This is a genomic window from Pseudomonas sp. CCC3.1, assembly GCF_034347405.1.
Taxonomy (GTDB): Bacteria; Pseudomonadota; Gammaproteobacteria; order Pseudomonadales; family Pseudomonadaceae; genus Aquipseudomonas.
The window spans coordinates 2,000,574-2,022,575 of the sequence record NZ_CP133778.1 but is presented as its reverse complement, the minus strand read 5'-3'; the positions used below and the strand labels follow the sequence as shown (position 1 = coordinate 2,022,575).

The 22,002-nt window shown below is 55.3% G+C and carries 19 protein-coding genes and 4 pseudogenes; 19 read left to right on the top strand and 4 right to left on the bottom strand.

Annotation, left to right across the window (positions count from 1 at the left end; all coding sequences use genetic code 11):
• The first annotated feature begins 24 nt into the window (after nucleotides 1–24).
• The 5 genes and pseudogenes from RHM56_RS09290 to RHM56_RS09270 all read left to right on the top strand — a co-directional run bounded on the left by RHM56_RS09290 (nucleotide 25) and on the right by RHM56_RS09270 (nucleotide 6,471).
• Nucleotides 25–1,175 (top strand): IS3 family transposase gene (locus RHM56_RS09290; RefSeq protein ID WP_322238188.1). Its coding sequence is split into 2 segments (ribosomal slippage): nucleotides 25–268 and nucleotides 268–1,175, totalling 1,152 coding nucleotides; the frame shifts between segments, so codons are not numbered across the junction.
• A gap of 18 nt (nucleotides 1,176–1,193) precedes the next feature.
• Nucleotides 1,194–2,789 (top strand): annotated as a pseudogene (gene traD, locus RHM56_RS09285) (type IV conjugative transfer system coupling protein TraD); the annotation flags it as partial.
• A gap of 12 nt (nucleotides 2,790–2,801) precedes the next feature.
• A complete protein-coding gene (locus tag RHM56_RS09280) occupies nucleotides 2,802–3,557 on the top strand; it encodes a TIGR03747 family integrating conjugative element membrane protein (RefSeq protein ID WP_322240755.1) in 756 nt (251 codons plus the stop codon).
• 248 nt (nucleotides 3,558–3,805) lie between these two features.
• A complete protein-coding gene (locus RHM56_RS09275) occupies nucleotides 3,806–5,266 on the top strand; it encodes a DUF2599 domain-containing protein (protein ID WP_322240753.1) in 1,461 nt (486 codons plus the stop codon).
• 32 nt (nucleotides 5,267–5,298) lie between these two features.
• Nucleotides 5,299–6,471, top strand: a complete 1,173-nt coding sequence (locus RHM56_RS09270; protein ID WP_322240750.1) for a hypothetical protein — start codon at nucleotides 5,299–5,301, stop codon at nucleotides 6,469–6,471.
• 437 nt (nucleotides 6,472–6,908) lie between these two features.
• On the opposite strand, the pseudogene RHM56_RS25940 reads toward RHM56_RS09270, so the two are convergent.
• Nucleotides 6,909–7,100: pseudogene (locus RHM56_RS25940) on the bottom strand (transposase); the annotation flags it as partial.
• On the bottom strand, nucleotides 7,081–7,485 hold the full coding sequence (locus tag RHM56_RS25935) for a helix-turn-helix domain-containing protein (protein ID WP_416194909.1): 405 nt from the start codon (nucleotides 7,483–7,485) through the stop codon (nucleotides 7,081–7,083). The gene RHM56_RS25935 and the pseudogene RHM56_RS25940, both read right to left, overlap by 20 nt.
• A gap of 272 nt (nucleotides 7,486–7,757) precedes the next feature.
• Here RHM56_RS25935 and RHM56_RS09255 point away from each other — a divergent pair, with 272 nt between their 5' ends.
• The 13 genes from RHM56_RS09255 (at nucleotide 7,758) to RHM56_RS09195 (ending at nucleotide 17,558) form a co-directional block, all read left to right on the top strand.
• Nucleotides 7,758–8,069, top strand: a complete 312-nt coding sequence (locus RHM56_RS09255; protein WP_416194894.1) for an RAQPRD family integrative conjugative element protein — start codon at nucleotides 7,758–7,760, stop codon at nucleotides 8,067–8,069.
• On the top strand, nucleotides 8,066–8,305 hold the full coding sequence (locus RHM56_RS09250; RefSeq protein ID WP_123749957.1) for a TIGR03758 family integrating conjugative element protein: 240 nt from the start codon (nucleotides 8,066–8,068) through the stop codon (nucleotides 8,303–8,305). Before RHM56_RS09255 ends, RHM56_RS09250 begins: the two co-directional genes overlap by 4 nt.
• A gap of 18 nt (nucleotides 8,306–8,323) precedes the next feature.
• Nucleotides 8,324–8,662, top strand: coding sequence for a TIGR03745 family integrating conjugative element membrane protein (locus RHM56_RS09245; RefSeq protein ID WP_322240748.1), 339 nt, complete (start codon nucleotides 8,324–8,326; stop codon nucleotides 8,660–8,662).
• Nucleotides 8,663–8,674: 12 nt separating this feature from the next.
• Nucleotides 8,675–9,055, top strand: a complete 381-nt coding sequence (locus RHM56_RS09240; protein WP_322240744.1) for a TIGR03750 family conjugal transfer protein — start codon at nucleotides 8,675–8,677, stop codon at nucleotides 9,053–9,055.
• Nucleotides 9,052–9,705 (top strand): PFL_4703 family integrating conjugative element protein, encoded by a 654-nt coding sequence (locus RHM56_RS09235; protein ID WP_322240740.1) that lies wholly within the window; start codon nucleotides 9,052–9,054, stop codon nucleotides 9,703–9,705. Before RHM56_RS09240 ends, RHM56_RS09235 begins: the two co-directional genes overlap by 4 nt.
• Nucleotides 9,702–10,580, top strand: coding sequence for a TIGR03749 family integrating conjugative element protein (locus tag RHM56_RS09230; RefSeq protein WP_322240738.1), 879 nt, complete (start codon nucleotides 9,702–9,704; stop codon nucleotides 10,578–10,580). Before RHM56_RS09235 ends, RHM56_RS09230 begins: the two co-directional genes overlap by 4 nt.
• Nucleotides 10,570–12,048, top strand: coding sequence for a TIGR03752 family integrating conjugative element protein (locus RHM56_RS09225; protein ID WP_322240736.1), 1,479 nt, complete (start codon nucleotides 10,570–10,572; stop codon nucleotides 12,046–12,048). The genes RHM56_RS09230 and RHM56_RS09225 overlap by 11 nt, the downstream gene beginning before the upstream one ends.
• Complete coding sequence (locus RHM56_RS09220; RefSeq protein WP_322240733.1) at nucleotides 12,026–12,457, top strand: TIGR03751 family conjugal transfer lipoprotein; 432 nt, start codon at nucleotides 12,026–12,028, stop codon at nucleotides 12,455–12,457. The genes RHM56_RS09225 and RHM56_RS09220 overlap by 23 nt, the downstream gene beginning before the upstream one ends.
• Nucleotides 12,457–15,378 carry a conjugative transfer ATPase gene (locus RHM56_RS09215; RefSeq protein ID WP_322240731.1) on the top strand — a complete coding sequence of 974 codons (2,922 nt, stop codon included), beginning with the start codon at nucleotides 12,457–12,459 and terminating at the stop codon, nucleotides 15,376–15,378. Before RHM56_RS09220 ends, RHM56_RS09215 begins: the two co-directional genes overlap by 1 nt.
• On the top strand, nucleotides 15,375–15,668 hold the full coding sequence (locus tag RHM56_RS09210) for a hypothetical protein (RefSeq protein WP_322240729.1): 294 nt from the start codon (nucleotides 15,375–15,377) through the stop codon (nucleotides 15,666–15,668). The genes RHM56_RS09215 and RHM56_RS09210 overlap by 4 nt, the downstream gene beginning before the upstream one ends.
• A gap of 38 nt (nucleotides 15,669–15,706) precedes the next feature.
• Nucleotides 15,707–15,967, top strand: a complete 261-nt coding sequence (locus RHM56_RS09205; RefSeq protein WP_322240727.1) for a hypothetical protein — start codon at nucleotides 15,707–15,709, stop codon at nucleotides 15,965–15,967.
• Nucleotides 15,919–16,884: a hypothetical protein gene (locus RHM56_RS09200; RefSeq protein WP_322240725.1), complete on the top strand. Its 966-nt coding sequence runs from the start codon at nucleotides 15,919–15,921 to the stop codon at nucleotides 16,882–16,884. Before RHM56_RS09205 ends, RHM56_RS09200 begins: the two co-directional genes overlap by 49 nt.
• Before the next feature lie 401 nt (nucleotides 16,885–17,285).
• Entirely contained in the window at nucleotides 17,286–17,558 is a 273-nt protein-coding gene (locus RHM56_RS09195; protein ID WP_322240722.1) for a DUF3077 domain-containing protein, read from the top strand.
• Nucleotides 17,559–17,623: 65 nt separating this feature from the next.
• Here the strand turns inward: RHM56_RS09195 and RHM56_RS09190 are convergent.
• Nucleotides 17,624–18,460, bottom strand: a pseudogene (locus tag RHM56_RS09190) (DUF4113 domain-containing protein); the annotation flags it as partial.
• Nucleotides 18,461–18,745: 285 nt separating this feature from the next.
• Between RHM56_RS09190 and RHM56_RS09185 the strand changes: the two are divergent.
• Nucleotides 18,746–21,508: an RHS repeat domain-containing protein gene (locus RHM56_RS09185; protein ID WP_322240720.1), complete on the top strand. Its 2,763-nt coding sequence runs from the start codon at nucleotides 18,746–18,748 to the stop codon at nucleotides 21,506–21,508.
• A 175-nt stretch (nucleotides 21,509–21,683) separates the two neighbouring features.
• Here RHM56_RS09185 and RHM56_RS09180 read toward each other — a convergent pair.
• Nucleotides 21,684–21,935, bottom strand: a pseudogene (locus RHM56_RS09180) (transposase domain-containing protein); the annotation flags it as partial.
• Nucleotides 21,936–22,002 lie beyond the last annotated feature (67 nt).

Below are 22,002 nucleotides of genomic sequence, written 5' to 3'. Positions count from 1 at the left end.
AACTGAGGCCAATTAGGAGGTGCCATGAGCAACCCACGTTATCCCGAAGAATTCAAAATCCAAGCGGTCAATCAAGTGACCGAAAAGCGGCTGCCTGTCGCTGATGTAGCGGCCCGTCTCGGCGTGTCGACGCATAGCCTATATGCCTGGATAAAGCGCTACAGCAAACCTCAAGAAGAACGGCAGCAGGATTACGATCAGCACGCTGAGCTGCGTCGTCTGCGGGCGGAACTCAAGCGCGTCACTGAAGAGCGAGACATATTAAAAAAGGCCGCCGCGTACTTTGCCAAGGAGTGCGGTTGAAGTACGCCTTTATCAAGCAGCATGCGGGCGACTATTCGATTCGACGGCTTTGCCTGACGCTGAAAGTCCATCCCAGCGGTTATTACGCCTGGCTGTCTGAGCCGCAATCGGTACGCGCCAAAGACGACCAGCGACTGCTGGGTTTGATCAAGCATTCCTGGCTGGAGAGCGGCGGCGTTTATGGCTATCGCAAAATCCATGACGATCTGCGCGAGGTCGGTGAAGACTGTGGTCGCCATCGTGTGGCGAGGCTGATGCGTCTTGAAGGGCTGCGCTCTCAGACAGGGTATCGACGTCGCCCTGGAAAGTACGGCGGTAAACCAGCTGTCGCCGCACCCAATTTGCTGAGGCGCCAGTTCGATGTCGTAGAACCCAACAAGGTTTGGGTCACCGACATCACCTACATTCGCACGTATGAAGGCTGGCTGTATTTGGCAGTGGTGCTGGATCTGTTTTCTCGTCAGATCGTTGGCTGGTCAATGAAGTCGCAGATGACCAGTGATTTGGCCATTGATGCATTATTGATGGCGGTTTGGAGGCGAAAACCGAAGCAGGAGGTGATGGTTCACAGCGACCAGGGCAGCCAGTACAGCAGTTCAGATTGGCGCAGTTTTTTGAAAGCGAACAATTTGGTTGCCAGCATGAGTCGCCGAGGCAACTGTCATGACAATGCCGTGGCCGAGAGCTTTTTTCAGCTTCTGAAACGGGAACGGATCAAGCGGAAAATCTACACCACACGGGAAGATGCTCGTAGTGATGTGTTCGATTACATCGAGATGTTCTACAACGCAAAACGCCGTCATGGTTTCAACAATCAGCTGTCGCCGGTAGAGTTTGAAAAGCGTTACGCAATGAGCTTGCAGGGTGTCTAGATAATCCGGGGCGATTCATTGGGCACTACGCGCGTGGGCAAAACGCGTTTGGCCGAGCTGTTTATCACCCAGGATATTCGACGGACCCGGCCTTCAAAGAGAAAGGCCCCTGCCCAGCAAAACCTCGATCGCGAAGTGGTGATTGTCTTCGACCCCAAGGGCGACGCCGACCTGTTAAAGCGCATGTACATCGAATGCAAACGCGCCGGCCGACTCGACGAGTTCTATGTGTTCCATCTGGGCTGGCCAGATTACTCGGCCCGCTATAACGCCGTAGGCCGTTTCGGCCGGATCTCCGAGGTCGCGACCCGAATTGCCGGGCAGTTATCCGGGGAAGGCAACTCTGCAGCATTTCGCGAGTTTGCCTGGCGATTCGTCAATATCATCGCCCGCGCCCTGGTCGCCCTCGGCCGTCGACCCGACTACGAGCAAATCCTCAAACATGTCATCAACATCGACGCGCTGTTCGAGGAGTACGCCAAGAGCTACTTCGCAGAGCATGACCCCAAAGCCTGGCAAACCATCGTCGAAATTGAAGGCAAGATCGATCGCAAAAACCTCAGTTTCGCCATGAAAGACCGCCCGCTGCGCGTGGTCGCACTCGATATGTACCTCACCCAGCAACGCCTGTCGGATCCCGTCATGGACGGCCTGCGCTCAGCCGTACGTTATGACAAAACCTACTTCGACAAGATCGTCGCCAGCCTGCTGCCCCTGTTGGAAAAGCTCACCACCGGGCGCATCGCCGAACTGCTCTCACCCGACTACATGGACCTCAATGACCCACGGCCGATCTTTGACTGGATGCAAGTCATCCGAAAACGCGCAGTGGTGTACGTGGGCCTTGATGCCTTGTCCGATACTGAAGTCGCTGCCGCCGTCGGCAACTCGATGTTCAGCGACCTGGTGTCCGTTGCCGGCCACATCTACAAATTCGGCATCGATGACGGCTTGCCCGGCGCCACCAGCGGCAAGGTCGCGATCAACGTGCATGCCGACGAGTTCAACGAACTGATGGGCGACGAGTTCATCCCCATGATCAACAAAGGCGGCGGCGCGGGCATGCAAGTGACCGCCTACACCCAGACCATGAGCGACATCGAAGCCAAAATCGGCAGCCGCGCCAAGGCTGGCCAAGTCATCGGTAACTTCAACAACCTCTTTATGCTGCGTGTGCGTGAAACCGCCACGGCAGAGCTGCTGACCAACCAATTACCCAAGGTCCAGGTGCTCACCAGCACCACCGCCAGCAGCGCCAACGATGCAATCACCGGTAAGGCCGCCTTCACCTCCACCACCCACGACCAGATCCAAACCGTCAGCGCGCCGATGATCGAACCGGCGCACGTGGTGAGCCTGCCCAAAGGGCAATGCTTTGCGCTGATCGAGGGTGGCAATCTGTGGAAAATCCGCATGCCGTTACCCGCAAGCGATCCCGATGAAGTCATGCCCAAAGACCTCCAGGCGCTGGCTGAAGGCATGCGCAAGGGTGCGAACGGTAACGGCGAGTGGTGGCAAGCACCGGGGTATCACGTACTGAGCGAGTCGCTACCTGATGACTTGATGGACGACTTTCGGCACATCACCCACATAAAACCCAGCGATCAAGCCTAAGGACGTTGAAGCATGGCTGACATCGCCGAGAAACCCCAACAGCAGCAGGAAGGTCAGAAAACCTTTCTGGGCATCCTTTTATCAACCCCCTTCCACTTCCTTGGCGTGATGTTCGGCTCATTACTGGCCGCCATCCTCGTGGAATGGCTGTGCCTGTATTTCTTCTGGCCCGAGGCGGGCTGGAGACATGCCCAGCAAATGTTTGAGCATGAACTGGGCTGGCTGTCACAAGACATGCTCAACAGCATCGTTATTAAAGAGCCCGGACGAACTGCCACTTTGCTAGCCCATACCGTCTACGACTGGCTGATGATCAAAACCGGCCTGCAAGACACCCTCAACGCACTGACCCAATACGCCCGCAATGCCTCACCCCAACAGATCGCGAACTTCGATCTGCGCTACGAAATCGGTCGAGTGATGATCAAACTGCAAGACTACGGCCTGGCCGCGCTCTACACCGTGCTCACCTTCTGCGTACGGATCGTCATCCTGACACTGACCATTCCGCTGTTTGTACTGGCGGGGTTTACCGGATTGGTCGATGGGTTGGTGCGTCGGGATTTGCGAAAATTTGGCTCAGGCCGTGAGTCGAGTTACCTGTACCACAAGGCCCGGGCAATGATTGTTCCGCTGACAGTTGTACCTTGGACGGTTTATCTGGCACTGCCCGTGAGTGTCAGTCCGTTGCTGATTTTAGGGCCTTGTGCAGTGATGTTGGGGGTGGCTGTTTATGTCACCGTTTCGAGTTTTAAGAAGTATCTGTAGTGGTAACGCGCGCATAGATCTGTTTTATTTAGCTCGAAAAAAAGGGCGCTTGCCGTGCGATTACAATTTTTACCACCGAAACGTCAGTGTAAACAGTGCTCTTATACGCCAAATGCAATTAGACCGCGTATGCACCCACCATTTTTCGATCTCCAATCAGCTGCCATCCTAGGGTCTGTACGAAATGTTTTCGAGCGAAGGTTAGGCAAGGCGAAAACTGGCGAGGAAGCGGAGTTTACGGGGTGTAAATGAGTATTCCAAGCCTGTTTTCAACGCGGCATAACCGAGCGAAGATACATTTCGTACAGAGCCTAATCAAAATAAATAAAGTCGATGCTATTCCAAATTTATCTGAGCACCTGTTATTTGTGACAGTATACAAATTATTAGCCCCCCTTTATAACGGTAGTCCAGAGAATAATAAGCCTGCGGGGGCGTTTGCGATGAAGCGAAAAAACATAAAAGGCATTTCATGCGCTGATGATGAAAAATTGAGTATGGGCACTGCGCGTTATTTGTCTATACGCGCATTGAATCTAATAGCGTTAGCCTTGTTGAGCTCTAGTGCTGTGGCGGGTGTAGGGGAGGATGTTGCTGCTGAGATGAAGCGCTATTATATGGCGATTGTAGACTCGTGTGATGGTGGAAAGCTGCCAGCTTATTATTGCTCTGGATTAATGATAAGAGGCACCTCAACCAACCCTAAGTATTACACGTGGAATCCAAGCCCGGACTCTAAAATCAGCGGTGGTGTTTCATTCGAATATTTGCGTGCCGATACAAAGTTTAAAGATCCCGGCGTGAGTAAAATTAAAGGTTTTGTGTTCCAGCCTTATAGTTATTTGAAGCCGGGAATGCAGCGTACTCCTCAAGTCCTGTGTTCTTTCCCCATTGACTCATGGACCAACAATAGAAATGATCTTGGGTGCGGGGACCATTCGGAAACTGTAAGTCGAGAGACCGCCTGCGAACTAAAAAATGTTCATACCGCTGAACAGTGGGTGGCCGACTATCTACAGGTGGGCGCCAATCATAAAGAACAGTGTGGTTTTCGGCATGTAAGTGCTCGTAATGGAGCCGATGGCGTGGCGCAGTTTTATGCCAGTGTGCGAGCAAGATCATTGTTGATGAATGAATCCGCCCAACTAAAAAAAGACACATTTGAAACTCAGAATGAGTTGCGTCTTGCTACGTGGCCAGACGATTCTACGTCACTGCCAATTATGGCGTTTTTTTATGTTGAAGATCCGCACTTTGGAAGTGGGCTGAAATTCGCTCAACATGACCAACAGGATTGGGTTGTCAAGACCGGCCACAACTATGCACCCATCATAAAAATAATTTACCCACCTACCATTAACGATCATGCTGCATTTGTCTTCAATCCAGCCGATCAAGTCGTGTGCCCTAAGTACTTTGATGCTTCGACATGGTCAGAAAAAGATGGCAAATGGTCCTTGGTCGTCACCCCTAGCGCGTGTGGACGAACAGTAGGCACCTTTGACAGTCAAGCGGCCAGCAAAGAGCTTATGGACCTGCACGGCCAAGACAGCCAGTTTAAGGCGCTGCCATCGGGTGATTCCCTGCCTGTGCAAATTAACTGTCTGGCTTCTAATTACCGTGGTAAATCTCGGTGGTATCTGGAACCGTGGCGCTCAGCCCGAGGTTTGACAGAAGCACAAGTATTAGCCGCGGGTTGTAATCCGTAAGCGTCTGATGATACATGAAGGGGGCATTTCGAGTGAACATTCTCCGTCGTAGCTACTTACTTACAGGGGCTCTACTGTTTCTTAATAACTTGAATGCACAGGCAGGCGTTGGGGAAGACACCGTCCGTGAAATTGAGAGCTATTACGACTCGACAGTAGAATACTGCAACACACCTGATAGACCCGCCTATTTGTGTTCAGGGCTAATGATCCGAGGGACATCGACGTCAGGTAAGTTTTTGCCGTGGCAGCCGAGCCCTGGCACTTCGGCAAGGGGGGGAGTCCCTTTTTCTTACTTGCGCAGCGATACTAAATTTGGATTGGCTTGGGGAATAAAAGGGCTTATTTTGGCGCCTACAGATTATAAAAAATTTGGGATGTCAGACTTGCCGGAGGTACTGTGCTCCTTTCCTTTAGATGCCAATACAGCGATGAGGACAGATAAAGGGTGTGGCGATAATGTTGGCACCCCTGTAGAAGAAAAGTCGTGCGAATCTTTTGGCATTACTACCGCTGAACAGTGGGTAAGTCATTTTGGGGATGTGAGTAAAGCGGAGACTAGACAGTGTGGATTTAGGCAAGTTGGAGCGCAGACTATCCAATCGGCGAGTCATTTCTACGCCAGTGTGAAGGCAAAATCGTTAATCAGAGATGGCTTCTTTAATCGGCATAATGAAGTGCTCTTGGGAACATGGAATGATGCTGAAAATTTACCGATTTTAGCCTTCTATTATGTTGACGGGCCTAATCAAATAAGTGGATTGGCAGCGGCCAAAACAGATCAGTGGAATTGGGTGGTCAACGCAGGTCATACATTTACACCGATTGTTAAAGTAACGTTTCCAGACGGCCCACAAAAAGAAGCAAGGTTTACCTTTAATCCGCAGGATCAAGTGACCTGTTCCCAGTACTTCAGCAATATTCGCTGGGTCTTTAAAGATAATGGATGGTCGCTGGCTGTCACCCCCAGCTCCTGCGCTACGAACCTTATCAATCAAGAGTATAAATCCGCAGCCGTTGAGTTGTTGAGACAGTATCGCGACAGCGTCAGGTTTAACCAACAACCTTACGGTGAGTCTTTAGCCGCACAGATCAAATGCCTTTCTCCATACTTCAAAAGCCCACGGGAGTTTTTTTTAGAACCTTGGCGCACTACTAAAGGTATGACCGATGAACAAATCGCCGCTGTTGGGTGTAATCCTTGAGAGACAGTTCAATCTAAACACGTCGTAGTAGGTATCCCTTTTTGGAATGCCTTAAGGAAGGTATTAAGTAGTCAGCGTTTTTTTATGCTTTCGTTCGTAGAGCTTTAAAAGGACGCTGATTATTTCAGAACTTCTCCAGTGTGCTGTTTTCGAAATAAATTACCCATTGACCTGTGATTCCATTGCCTCGCGAGCGCGCTGAATCTTGCTCAATATTTCCTCACCTTTTGCATTCCAGACCTACCGCGTAGGTTGCGCATTTCGCAGGGCAAGGAACACGGTAATCGAAGCTTCTAGGCTCTGTACGAAATGTATCTGCGCTCGGTTATGCGGCGTTGAAAACAGGCTCGGAATGCTCATTTACAACCCGTAAACTCCGCTTCCTCGCCTGTTTTCGCCTTGCCTAACCTTCGCTCGAAAACATTTCGTACAGGCCCTAGTTCACGCACCGAACTGAAATTGCCCTCACGCAAATACACCGTGATATTTCGAAAAAAACGCTCAACCATGTTCATCCACGAACTGGAGGTCGGCGTGAAATGCATATGGAAACGTTTGTGCTTCTCCAGCCACGCTTTCACTTTCGGGTGCTTGTGGGTGGCGTAGTTGTCAGCGATCAAATGCAATTGCTGAAATTCCAGCCGCCCGTGCCATGCTCCGGCAGCTCCATCTAGGTTCACCTATACACGGTTGAGTGACTTGTTCAAGAACACGGCGCACCGCCTCTAGGGGCAGGAAAGGTTTATGGCCTCGACCTGACTTATCGATCAAGCCTTCCAGGCGCTGAGCTAAAAAGCGCTGGCACCAACAAGTGATAACGGAGAGCGAGAAACCGGTCAGTCGGGCAATCTCAACTCGAGTGCGACCTTCGGCCGCCAACAGAATTACCCGCGCTCGACGACCGTCGCGCTGACTGTTGGTGGCCGAACGTACCTGCTCAACTCGGCGTGTTCTTCTGGATTGAGGGTGATCTTTGGGGTATTCACCGGCGCTTCTCCGAACGTTGGATGACACAAGAAATGTAGCCAAGATCGGAAAAGTGTTAATTCGAGAACAGCACACTAGGATGCGCTTCCGGCAATACTCATGGGTAGCCTGATGTTTTTCAAACACCTCATCTACATCGAACAGCAGGAGCAACACCTTCGGAAGAAATCCCTCCCACTCTAAATATGCTTTTCTTGCGGCGCGCACCTCACTGAAATCGGCACTCTGGCGGCAACACGAATTACCAGAGATCAGCCGTGATCCAGTTTCCGCGACCTACTCTCCTCACCTGCCGCCTTTTGCTGACAGGCCTCATCGCAGCTTGCGGGTGCGGCCTGCCGATCGCTCATGCAGTGGCGACCTCCGCCTCTGAACACTCCAATCTGGCCATCATGATTCGCCAGCTCAACGCCCTGGAAGACTCCGCTCGGCGCAGTGCCCAAGTGGCTGACGAGCCGGGCCAGCGCTACTTCTTTGACTATCCACGTTTGGCTGCTGACATCGAGCGTATCCGCCACGGCCTTGAAAACTATCTGACCCCCAGCCGTGCCCAGCCACGCGATCCAGTTGAGCTGTCGGGGAGTTACTCGGCAGAGGGGCGCAAGCCATGAGCATGAGCGGCGCTCAGGCAGCGGCCTTTCAGGCTGCGGGTGGGTTTCCGGCATCCACCAGCTATCTGTTGTTCGTCGGCTTCACCGTGGCGATCAGTTTTCTATGGGGAGCCTGGGCCTTGTGGAGCTGCTACAGGGGGTGGGCCACCGGGAACCTGGATCGCTCTATTGCGGCGCCTTCGGCGGCTCGCATCATTTTGCTCTGCATGATTCTCACCATTTTTGTTCTCAGTTGACCGTATTGGAGTTAGGCCATGCTTCGTCTCTCTACAGCGCCATCCATCGCAATGGGTGCAATCGCCCTGCCCTCATTAGCCATGGCTGGACTGCCTGCAGCTCAACCGCCTTCGCGTGGCGAGGGCATCAACATGATCCAGACGATGCAGAATTACGCTTATGACGGCTTTCTTCTGCTCGGCCTGATCATCTGCGCGGTGATTTTTTGCGGCGTTGCCTGGCATGCCTTCGGCACTTATCACGAGATTCAACTCGGCAAGAAAAAGTGGATGGACCTCGGGGGGACCGCCGCTGTCGGGGTGGCGATTCTGGGTGTGGCCATCTTCCTGGTGACCAAGGCCACCGCCATTCTTTAACGGGTACGGGCCATGACCGAGCTTTTAGATGACGGCACGTTGGTGTTCCTGCCCGGCAGGCTTAACAGCCAGCCCGTGATAATGGGCGGCCTGACCGCCGATGAGATGTGGACCACGCTAGTGCTCAGCATCGCGGCCGGGTTGGTGGTGGGGATTCCCGCCGCGCTCTTGACGCAAATCTGGGCGTTGATCATTGCCGGAGCCATGCTCGGTGCCGTGCTCGGCCTGGGCATTGCCAGCCGTGTACTGCGGCGCATGAAGCGTGGGCGCCCGGACACGTGGGTTTACCGTCAGATGCAATTGGCACTCGCCCGGCATATCCCTGTCTGGAGCAACGCTCGCCTGATCACGCGCGCGGGTGCCTGGACGTGCCATCGCTCGGAGGTCAAATGACGTATCGCAAACGAGTGGATGCTCAACGGGCCCATATCTACAGCCTGCGCCTGGTCATTGGCCTACTGATCACGCTGGGGTTGTACATGGCTTATGGCTGGCAGAGCGCGCCCCGTGATCTGACCATCCACGTTCCCCCCGACCTTCGCTCGGGCAGCACCCGGCTGTGGTGGGACATACCGCCGGAGTCGGTGTATACCTTTGGGCTGTACATCTTTCAGCAGATGAACCGTTGGCCCACAGACGGGGAGACCGATTACGCGGACAACATTGTGCGCTTGGGCGGTTATCTGACACCGAGCTGCAAAGCCTACTTGCAGAAAGATTTTGAACTGCGCCGCAACAGTGGCGAGTTACGCAAACGCGAGCGCGGGGTTTTCGAAATTCCCGGGCGCGGGATCGATGACAAGAAAGAACCCCATGTGCAGCAGAACACCCTAAATGACTGGACCGTGAACCTGGACATCACCGCCGATGAGCATTACGGCGGCGAGCGGGTCAAGCGGGCTTTTGCCCGATACCCGCTGCACATCATTCGCTCAGACATTGACCCTGAAACCAACCCCTTCGGACTCGCATGGGACTGCTACAGCGGCAATCCGCAGCGGATCGAGGTGTCCGAAGACACCGCTCAAACCGGAGGCCAATGATGAAGCGCTTGCTGCTAATGGCCATCTTGCTGGGGAGTTTCAGTGGGTTCAGCCATGCGGTTGAAATCCAGCGCTGGGAGCGTATCCCGCTGGCCTTGCCGTTGATCGTCAGCCAGGAGCGCGTTGTCTTTGTCGATCAAAACGTTCGGGTGGGCATACCCCGTCATCTGGTCGACAAGCTGCGCGTACAAAGCACAGGAGGCACCCTGTACTTACTGGCTAAAGAACCTATCGAGCCGACCCGCCTGCAACTGCAGGACATGACCACCGGCGAGATCATGCTGGTGGACATCATCGCGACGACAGGCCAGCCAGACCAGCCCGCATTGGAACCGATGAAGATTGTGGCCGGTGACACTACGGCCAAGCGTTATGCACAGGCCAGCTCCAGGCCCGAAATCACTCACGCCGCCGCGCAGAACACCGAAGAACACTCGCCACCTGCCCCGCGCGAAACCCCACTACCCGTAGTAATGACGCGCTATGCCGCCCAGATGCTCTACACACCTTTACGCACCGTTGAGCCGGTGCCAGGCATTGCCCAGGTCAACCTCAAACGTCGTCTGGACCTCACTACCCTACTGCCCGTTTTACCCGTTGAAGCCTCAGCCTTGGGGGCTTGGCGGCTCGACGAGTTCTGGGTGACCGCGGTGAAACTGCGCAACACCAGTACCGAGCATTTGGCACTCGACCCGCGTGACCTGATGGGCGATTTCGTCACCGCCACTTTCCAGCATCTCTATCTGGGTGCCAAGGGCAATGCCAGTGACACCACAACGGTGTACCTGGTGACCCGTGGCCATGGCTTGGCCGAATCGTTGTTGCCCGTCACCCTCGGGCAGATCGATCCGAGAGGAGCGCGCCATGAAGAATAATCCGCTGATCAAGTTTCTGGTCATTCCGTTCGCGATTCTGGCGGTTATTGTCCTGGTCAAGCTGGCCAGTGGCGGTGGCTCTCAACCGGGTGATCAAAGCTCAGGCACGCTCACGCTTAATCCGGGCGAGGCCAAAAAACTTGGCGTCGACGGTGATACGCCTGGCGACACGCTGCGCACGATTGTGGCGGAAAGCCGACAACTCAAAGACCAGGTCAGCGATGCGCTGAAGAACAATGACTCACTCAAGCAGCAAAATCTGGAGCTGCAAAAGCGCCTGCAAAACATCGATAAAAATGTCGAAACCAAACTGCAAAATGCGCAGGAAGTCCTGAAACAGGAGTCGCAACGGCAAAACCAAAGCTTCTTTGACACCCTGCAACAGCAATACAGCACCCTGAGTAAAAAACCGGATACCAGCAGTTCTGCTTCTGATTTGCCGATCGGCTTCGGTGTCCATCCGGGTGATGGCCAAGCCTTTCAAGGCGCACCGGGGTTAGACGTGGTCTGGATTGATCCGCAGGACGCAACGCCCGTGGATCTCAATGGCAAACCCATTGCTGCAGGCTCGAACCAAAAAGCCACTGGTTTCAGCTTTCCGACTTCATTTGGCGAAACCCTGGACCGGGGCCAGCACGCATTAAACGCCGGGGCCCAAGCCGTGACGGGCGAACCCTCATCCCAAGACGCCCGCAAACACGTGCGTAAGGTCTACACCCTGCCGCAAAACTCAACCCTGATGGGCTCGGTAGCCATGTCTGCCTTGATCGGCCGGGTGCCCATCGATGGCACGGTCAATGACCCCTTCCCGTTCAAAGTGTTGATCGGCCCAGACAATCTCACCGCCAATGGTATCGACCTGCCCGACGTGGCCGGTGCGGTGGCCAGCGGCACAGCCTCAGGCGATTGGACGTTGTCCTGCGTACGCGGGCAAATCAAAAGCCTGACCTTTGTGTTCAACGACGGCACCGTGCGCACATTGCCGGCTCCGCAAGATGAAGCGACGGGCAACCAGAACAGTAATAACAGCAGCCAGAGCAGTATTCAGGGCGGCTTGGGCTGGATCAGCGATGCCTACGGCATTCCCTGCATCAGCGGCGAACGCAAAAGCAACGCCTCGCAGTACATCGGCTCACAAGTATTGATCACTGCTGCGGGTGCCGGAGCCGCCTCCCTCATCAAGTCGGACGGCAACACCAGTTCGTTCGTGAACCCTCAAACCGGGACGGTCGGCACCGTCGGGATATCGGGCAGTGAGGCGATGAGCAAGATCATCGGCCAAGGCGTCAGCGACGTTTCCGGCTGGGTCAACAAACTCTACGGGCAAGCGTTTGCCGCCGTGTACGTGCAGCCCGGCGCCAAGGTCGCGGTGCACCTGGACCAGCAATTGACCCTCGATTATGAACTCAAGGGCCGCAAGGTCGACTATCGCTCAGGAGCCCGCCATGTCTCGACTGCGCTTGATTAACATCTCGTTGAAATGGGGAACTGGCCTTGCCATTACCCTTCTCGTCTCAGCCTGCTCCACCAGCAAGGACGAGTTGCTGCCCCATGGCGACAACACGATGATGGACGTGTGGGAACAAGGCACCAGCGGATCAAGCACCAGCACCACAGGCCGATTGTTGACCGTTGCCCGACAAACTCTGCGCAGACCTCTGGAGGCTAATCCGGCGGACACATCCCGCTTCACCCGTACCGTTCAAAACGAGATCTACAGCCAGTTCAAGCGCCTGCCCAACCCTGATTTGGTGATGTATGTCTTCCCCCACCTGGCGGGCTCCGACCCGGCGCCCATTCCGGGCTACTCCACCGTGTTCCCGCTGTATCAGCGGGTGCAATACGCCATGCCCGGCGAACGGACGGAGGACTATTGATGGGACCTTGGGAACGTTTTAAAGCGCGCCAAGGCTCAGAGCCTGACCTTAACGACGCTCACACCTCTGAGGCCTGCGAAGCCGCAACTGCACGCTACTTCGAGCGCCTCGCCGAAACGGGCATTCCCTCGCCGGAGGACTGGCGCAACCCCAAGCAAACACCGGCCACCACCGCCGACGTGGCCAAGCTGTACGAGGTAAATGACTCCTTCGTCGACCTGCTGCCCTGGGTGGATTACTTGCCCGCAGAAAAAGCCATGCTGCTGGAAGACGGCGTCTCTCGCGCCGCGTTCTTCGAGTTAACCCCCATCGGCACCGAGGGCCGCGACCCGCAATGGCTACGCAAAGTCCGTGATGCACTGGAAAACGCACTGCAGGACTCTTTTGACGAGCTGGAAACCTCGCCATGGGTCGTCCAGCTCTACGCTCAGGACGAAACCAACTGGGACGATTATTTACAACAACTGCACGACTACGTTCGCCCGCGCGCCAAGGGCACGGCATTCACCGATCTTTATCTGCAGTTGATGCAACAACACCTGGACGCTATCTCCAAACCCGGTGGCCTGTTCGAAGACACCACGGTCAGCAAACTGCCCTGGAGAGGCCAGCAACGCCGCGTGCGGCTGGTGGTGTATCGCCGCATTCAAGGCGCAGATACAGACGTGCGCGGCCAAGCACCCGGCCCGTACCTCAAAATCATCTGCGATCGCCTGACTGGCGGCTTGGCCAACGCTGGCATTCAAAGCCATCGCATGGACGCTCACGCGATCCGCCACTGGCTGATTCACTGGTTCAACCCTCGCCCTGACCATCTGGGGCCCAGCGATGCTGATATTCGTCGTTTTTTCGACCTGGTCTGCCAACCCGTGCCCGGATTGACGGAAGACGAACTACCGCTGGCCAGCGGCACCGACTTCTCGCAAAACCTGTTCTATCGCGAACCGATGTCCGATACCGACAAGGGCTTGTGGTACTTCGACGGCATGCCCCACCGCGCGATCATTCTTGATCGTTTGCGCGATGCCCCAAAGACCGGGCACCTCACCGGCGAAACCCGCAAGGGCGGTGATGCACTGAACGCCTTGTTCGACAAAATGCCGGAGGACACCATTCTGTGCATGACGTTGGTGATCACACCGCAAGACACGCTGGAAAGTCATCTGGAAAAACTGTCGCGCAAAGCCGTGGGCGACACACAAGCCTCCATCATGACCCGTGAGGATGTGGGCACCGCCCGCCAATTGCTTGGCCGTAAACACAAGCTCTACCGGGGCAGCGTGGCATTCTATCTGCGCGGTCGCGACCACGCACAACTGCAAGAGCGCAGCCTGCAGCTCAGCACCGCCCTGCTGGGCGCGGGCATGGAGCCGGTTGAACCCCGCGATGAAGTGGCACCGCTGAACACCTATTTACGCTGGCTACCCGGCAACTTCGACCCCAACCAACGTCGCGCGCTGGACTGGTACACGCAACTGATGTTCGCCCAGCACATTGCCAATCTGGCCCCTGTTTGGGGGCGCGCCACCGGCACCGGCCATCCTGGCCTGGCCTTTTTCAATCGGGGCGGCGCTCCGCTGACTTTTGATCCGCTGAACAAGCTCGATCGGCAAATGAACGCCCACCTGTTCGTGTTCGGCCCAACCGGCGCCGGTAAATCGGCGACCTTGTGCAGCCTTATCAGCCAATTGATTGCGATGTACCGCCCGCGCTTGTTTATTGTCGAAGCCGGTAACAGCTTCGGACTTATCGGCGACCTGGCCAAACGTCTGGGGCTGACCGTCAATCGGGTAAAGCTGAGTCCGGGTTCCGGGGTCAGCCTGGCGCCCTTTGCTGATGCCATACGTCTGGTACTAAGCTCAGACCCGATCAAAGTACTGGCACCTGATGATGTCGAGTCGTCTGACGCCCACACCAGCAGCCAGGATGAGCAACGCGACATTCTGGGCGAACTGGAAATCGCTGCTCGCCTGATGATTACCGGCGGCGAGCCCAAGGAAGAAGAACGCCTGACCCGCGCCGACCGCAGCGCCATCCGCCACAGCATTCTGGCGGCGGCTAAAACCTGCGCCCATGCTGGCCACTCGGTGCTGACCCAAGACATTCGCGACGCACTCAAAGCCGCTGCACAAGTTGAAGACTCACCTGAAATCCGGCGCAATCGCATGCAGGAAATGGCCGAATCCATGGACCTGTTTTGCATGGGCGCCGATGGCGACATTTTCAACCGTGAAGGGACGCCCTGGCCCGAGGCCGACATCACCATTGTCGATCTGGCGACCTATGCGCGAGAGGGCTACAACGCGCAACTGTCGATCGCCTACATCTCGCTGCTCAACACCATCAACAACATGGCCGAGCGCGACCAATACAAAGGCCGCCCCATCGTCAAACTGACCGATGAAGGCCACATCATCACCAAAAACCCGCTGCTCTCACCCTACGTGGTCAAGATCACCAAAATGTGGCGAAAGCTGGGCGCCTGGTTCTGGCTGGCCACCCAAAACGTCGATGACCTGCCGCCTGCGGCCGCACCGATGCTGAACATGATCGAGTGGTGGATCTGCCTGAACATGCCGCCGGATGAAGTGGAAAAAATCTCCAAATTCCGCGAACTGAGCCTCGCGCAAAAAGCCCTGATGCTGTCGGCACGCAAGGAGAGCGGCAAATACACCGAGGGCGTGCTCCTGTCCAAAAGCATGGAAGTGCTGTTCCGCGCGGTACCGCCCAGCCTCTATTTAGCGCTGGCCATGACCGAGCCCGAAGAAAAGAAAGAACGCTACGACGTGATGCAAAGCCTTGGGCTCAACGAACTGGACGCCGCCATCCACATTGCCGCCCGCATCGACCGGCTGCGCGGCATCGAACCTCACAGCATCACCTTCCCTGCCCCCACCACGGCCTTGGAGCCTCCGGTATGAGAACACTCAACACCCTGACCCAGAACTTGATCGAAAGCCTCACACAGTTGCTTCAACAACCGGGTGAAGACGCTTTGCACACTCTCGAAGTCTGCGCCCCCGTGCTGATCGAGCAATTGCAGGAAGTACTCAACCGAGCCGTTGACCGTCGCGATATTCAAGGCCAATTACGGGCTGTGCTTGAGGCGTGGCTGAAAGATCATCCACAAGCATCCGACGCGCAGAGCGCGTTATTTGAAGCGCTGAGCAGACATGGATTGGTGGGCGCGCGCTGCGATGCTTCGGTTTGAAACAGTTTTTAACCAAATAGCGCTCAGGAGAAAGCCCCATGAAAGCCCCCAAAAACCCGACTCAATGCTTGAATTCGATCGCTCAAAAAAACGCTGAAACCCCTGATAAATCAGGCTGCCCCACGTGCGAAGAAGACATGTTTTTCGCGCTTAAAGACGCTCATCACGAGTTTTCACTGCCACTTACCACCTTGTTGCAGTGCCTGCAGCTCGCAGAACACCATGGAGGCGTTCCCACGCTGCCCGTCGAATGGTGGGTGCAATTGCATCAGCGTTACGAACTCAAGCTGAGGATCTGAAGATGGATGTGTATAAAACCAAGGTGGGCCAAACCACCCGTACAAAAATTACAGTGACAAACTTTGAGCGCGACACACTGAAAGAAGCACCCTACTACCAGGCAGGCAAGCCTGGGAAAGGGTCGTTACACTTTGCGGTGTGCCCGGCCTGCGAGAATCCTATCCAGATCCTCGGCCTCTACAAAAAGCTGGCCCACACACCAGACCCCTACGCCAAGCACTACTCAAAGTCAGTGACTTACCTGGCCGAATACGATCATGAGTCGTATGAGTTTTGCCCTTACTCCAACCCCGACCGAAACCCTGACCGCGATGGCCGGAGAACGCCGGGCTCAAAGATCGCTATCAGTATTTTAAATCTGCTGATCAATCACTTTGACCAAGTGATTTACATGATCGAAGAATCGACAGGGATAAAAATCGGCAACGCCTTTGCCGAACGTATGTTGAACAGTTACCGCGATCATCAAGGGCATCTCTACAAAGCTGCGACCCTGCTCAACATCCCGTGGATTTTCGCCTACATGGCCAATGCCAAATCCATCACCCGGCAGCGGGTTCACAACAATCCAGCTCTGCTGAAGGCATTGCGTGAACACCTGCCTGAAGCGCAGATAGATGCCGAGGGTGGCCAGAAAGGCGTCTTAAGACCGAAAAACGATAAAGACTTCCTGAACATCAATGTGAGCTACATCCACCACACCATCACCAGTACCGACAATGTAATCACCGAGACCATGAAAATGGTCGTTTTCACCCAGCGCAAAAAAGTCAACGTGGAGCTGTATGAGCAGGTGATCACCTTTGATCCCGAACACTTCCTGGCGCTTATTAACGTGTCAGAAGACCGGGCTTATCGCCCTCGTAAAAAGGAACTGGTTGCCATGGCCCAGAAAATTCTGGGTGGCAAGCCGTAGGTGCAAAAAATGAGCTGGAGCAGCACATCCGCACGCGGTTGCACTTTAAGGACCTGAGCGTTACCCTTTCGACGTCGCTGCACATCAGCGAACGGGTTTAGCGGCCCGAGTTCATACAGGCGCACAGCGCCCACCATTGCGATAGCAGGCGCTTTTTTTGTGCCCGCCTATCTGTTTATGGCGGCTGTGTGTGGGAGACCTTCGGGTCTGCCGGGGTCCTGTATGCCCGGTCCGCTAACCTGCGCACAGCTGCCACCCATTTTCGTTTAGCGGCGAACCGTGGCAGCTCCTCACATACAGGAGTAATGCCAGATGCACGCTCTCAATCCGTTCAAAATATGCCCGACGAGTACTGTCGACTTGCCCAACGTCCAGCACCTCGATGCGAAACGAGGTGCCCTATGAACGTCTCACCATTGATCAAAACTGTTGGCGGCGCCACATTCGGCAAATGCAACGCAGAGAACCAGCGCCTGTTCAGCGTCATTGCCGGTGTCTCAGGTGAAGAAGCCCTGCAACATGCCTCTTTGCTGTTGAACTGCGTCAACACGCTCTCGTACCTGGGCGCCATGGACGATGGTCACGAAACCATGCGCTGGGCGTCGCACTACCTCAGCGAGATGGCGAAAGCGATCATTGACGACGTGACCTTGGGGCTGCAAGACGTACCGTAACGGTATGAATTTAGCGTCACCCCATGGGCAGCCCCATCGCTACTGGGTGGGGTTGTGTCCTGCTGCTAATGACACGACAGTCGCCACAACTGATCCAGCCGGGTCGTGTAGCTTTGACTCATCATTTCCCTGCGCATACCCCAATCCGGCTTGCTGGGCACACTGGCAGCGCGTAGCGTGCCTCTGCCCCAGCGCGCGTTAATTTGATCCAGAACGGCCATCACCCTGGTCGCCTCTGCGGGTTGATTGACCGCAAACAGATCATCCGAGAACTCGCCCGGTTGCCGTAGATCCATGAGCAAAACCTCAGCCTTGCTGTATTTGAACCCGGGCTGAAAAACATGGGTGAGCGCTTCGACCGCCGCCTTGGTCAACAGGCGCACATCATCGGTCGGGTATGGCAGCGTCACAATCACGCCCTTGGCGTACTTCGCTTCATCCGGATTGAACATGCCGGTGCGAATGCTGACCCTGACTTTCTTGCAGTAGGATTTTTGCGCCCGCAGCTTTTCCGAGGCGCGCATCATGTAGGTGGCCACGGCTTCTTTGATCGGCGCCAGTTCAGTCAGCCTTTTGCCAAACATGCGGCTGCAACAGATTTCCTGCTTGGGAGGGTCCGGCTCATCGAGTTCCAGGCAGGGGGTGCCGGCCAGTTCGCGAGCGGTCTTCTCAATCACCACACTGAATTTTTTGCGCAACGTCCACGGGTCAGCCTTGGCCAGGTCCATCGCCGTTTTGATGCCCATGCCTTCGAGGTGCACGGTCATACGCCGCCCTACTCCCCATACCTCAGACACAGCCGTATTTCGCAGCACCCAGGCGCGCTCAAAGTCACCACACAGATTGACCACGCCTCCCGTGTGCGCCTGCAGGCGCTTGGCCGTATGATTGGCCAGCTTGGCTGGAGAAGGGATGGGCTTGTGCAAATTTGATTAGCATTGGGTACGGCTCTGCGGCAATCGCGGGCGTCCGGTTCGAGGCATGACTTCGAGGTTGTCCAGGCAGAGGGAGTGGTGAATTTAGTTAATTTTGTCTACACCCTCTTAAACAAAGAAGCCTGCCCATGCGCAGTACTGAAACTGCTGTACACCAGAACACCCCGTCGCTCACGGTGCTCGACAACCGCAGTCTGGCGGTGCGCGATATCGCATTTTTATCTACACCCTCTTAAACAAAGGAGCCTACCCATGCGCAGTACTGAAACTACTGTACACCAGAACACCCCGTCGCTCACGGTGCTCGACAACCGCGGTCTGGCGGTGCGCGATATCTCATACCACCGGCATCCCGCTCCCCCGGATGTGATCGGAGAACGTATTACCCGTCACCGGTATGACGCCCGAGGCTTCCTGGCGCAGAGCGTCGACCCGCGCCTGCATGATGCCGGCCTGGTGAATTTCACGTATTTGACCGACCTTGCCGGCAAGGTGCTGCGCACGCAGGGTGCTGACAATGGCACCACTGTGACCCTCAATGACGCCGCCGGCCGGCCCTTTATGGTGGTCTGCAACATCTTCACCGCTGACGACGACACGGAGAACTGGAGTCAGGCTGTAACCCGCACCTTTCAGTACGAGGGGGATGATATGGCAGGCCGCCTGCTGAGTATCACGGAACAGACAGCTGACGGCGTATCCCGTATTACGGAGCGCTTCGTGTATGCCGGCAATACGGAAGCGGAGAAGGACCTGAACCTCACCGGGCAGTGCGTCAGTCACTACGACAGCGCTGGCCTGCTGCAGAGGGACGGTGTCGCACTGACCGACGTGCCGCTGTCGGTCACCCGACGGTTACCGAGCGAGGCAGACAGCCCGGATACTGTCGCTGACTGGCAGGGAGAAAACGCTTCTGCCTGGAACGGCCTGCTGGCCGCAAAGTCCTACACCACCCTGACCACTGCGGATGCGACCGGGGCAGTGCTGACCAACACTGATGCTGCAGGCAATCAGCAGCGCGTGGCGTACGACGTGGCAGGACTGCTGTCGGGAAGTTGGCTGACGGTTAAGGGCGCAACGGAGCAGGTTATTGTCAAATCCCTGACCTGGTCGGCAGCCGGGCAGAAGCTGCGCGAGGAGCACGGCAACGGCGTAGTGACAGCCTACACGTACGAACCGGAAGGGCTTCGCCTGACAGGGATTAAAACGGAGCGTCCGCCCAGCCATGCCTCCGGAGCAAAAGTTCTGCAGGACCTGCGCTATGAGTACGACCCGGTGGGCAACGTGCTCAGCGTGCGCAATGACGCCGAGGAGACCCGCTTCTGGCGCAACCAGAAAGTGGTGCCTGAAAACACATACATCTATGACAGCCTGTACCAACTGGTCAGCGCCTCCGGACGCGAGATGGCGAGTAGCGGCCAGCAGGGCAGCGGCCTTCCTCCCGTATCCTCCTTTGATAATGTCACGTACACGAACTACACCCGTACCTACAGCTACGACAGCGCCGGTAACCTGACGCAGGTACGCCACAGCGCACCTGCAACCGGTAATAACTACACGACAGGCATTACCATCAGCGAACGCAGCAATCGTGGCGTGCTGAGCACACTGACGGAAAACGCGGCGGAGGTGGAAGCTCTGTTCACCGCGGGCGGCCAACAGATACAGCTGCAACCGGGACAACTGCTTGCTTGGACGGCGCGTAACGAGCTGCTGAAGGTGACACCGTTGGTGCGTGACGGCGGGGCGGACGACGGCGAGAGCTACCGCTATGATGCGGGCAGTCAGCGCGTCCTGAAGGTGGGCGTGCAGAAGACGGCTGGCAGCGTGCTGACGCAGCGGGTGCTGTACCTGTCGGGGCTGGAACTAAGAGCGACCACCAGTGGCGACAGGGTGTTGGAGGACCTACAGGTCATAACCGTGGGCGAGGCGGGTCGTGCGCAGGTACGCCTGCTGCACTGGGAGAGCGAGAAACCGGGCGTCAGCAATGACCAGCTGCGTTACAGCTACGACAATCTCATTGGCAGCAGCTGTCTGGAAGTGGACGGCGACGGAAAAGTCATCAGCCAGGAGGAGTACTACCCGTACGGGGGGGCAGCAGTCTGGATAGCGCGTAGCCAGGCTGAGGCCAGCTACAAAACTGTGCGCTACTCAGGCAAGGAGCGGGACGCAACGGGGCTGTTCTACTATGGTTACCGTTACTACCAGCCGTGGGCAGGGCGCTGGCTGAGCGCAGACCCAGCAGGCACGGTGGATGGACTGAACCTGTTCAGAATGTGCAGGAACAATCCAATTAAATATCAAGATGATAATGGGCTAATGCCAAATAATGCTTTAGCCGGAGCTTCAGCCACAACGGACCGGATTGACGATGATATCAATTTAGTTGATAAAATACGCTCTATCTTTTTACCACTACTAAGAGAAATAGCAATTACAGACATTCCATATAGAAATAACAATGGTTTAACGCAGTATAGACACGATGAGAATCATTCGAAAGTAAGGGAGAGAAGAGTTAAAGTCGCCAGAGAACTTGGCATGTCTCTTGGTGACGCAGTAAATGACAGAGAGTTTCAGTTATCACTCGCTAACAGGGTAGCCAACGAGCGTGATGATAAAAACAAATTATTCGGGCAATGCACAGAGATGGCCTATTTATCCGCCAGCAAATTAGAGGAGGTTGCCAGAGATAAAGCGTACAACGTGTTTACTTTCCAACAACCCGATGCAAATCATACTATCACTCTTTTTTCTAAAAATAACTATAAACCAGGTGAAATGATTAATTGGAAGAAGGAAAAATCAAAAGGCAGCTTGGTAGTTGATTTGTGGCAAGGAGTTCTTTCTCCAGATTCTGCATCAGCACTGGTTAACTACTCGCATGATCACCGCTATACAAATAACAATCCCCGCTCAATTGTTCAAGCAAAAATTTGGGGATTTAGCAATGTAGATGACAATAAGAGTGGAAAGGTTAATATGTTCAAAAAATTGCGAAGCCTTCTCAAGTAAGGCAGCAACATACCTTTGAGTGAAAACAAGCTCAATATCAGGCGTTATGGCTATCTGCTTTCCATAGCCACAGCGCCTGACAGCTCAAACTAAACATACATGACTCACCATGCCACGACCTGTTTTCATCGTAAGCGCCTCATAAAGCCCACATACCAAACGATGGGCTTAATGATTACTGTGGCATCTCAGGTGAGCAGTTCCATGCCAGCAAAGCTTCGAAGTGTTCACTCGAAGCCGCCTGTGGCAAGCGCTCCAGTACGTGGCGCAGCCACGTGTACGGCTCCTGGCCGTTGGCTTTACCTGTTTCGACCAAGCTGCAGATCTGCGCACTGGCGGTGGCGCCCTTGGGCGTATCACTGAATAACCATGCCTTGCGACCGATAACAAACGGCTTGATTGCTCCTTCGGCGGTATTGTTGTGTACGCCCTGACAAGGCGTATGAGTGTTGCCGCTGACCGAAAACTGACCCAGTGGGGGGCGGTAAAAATCT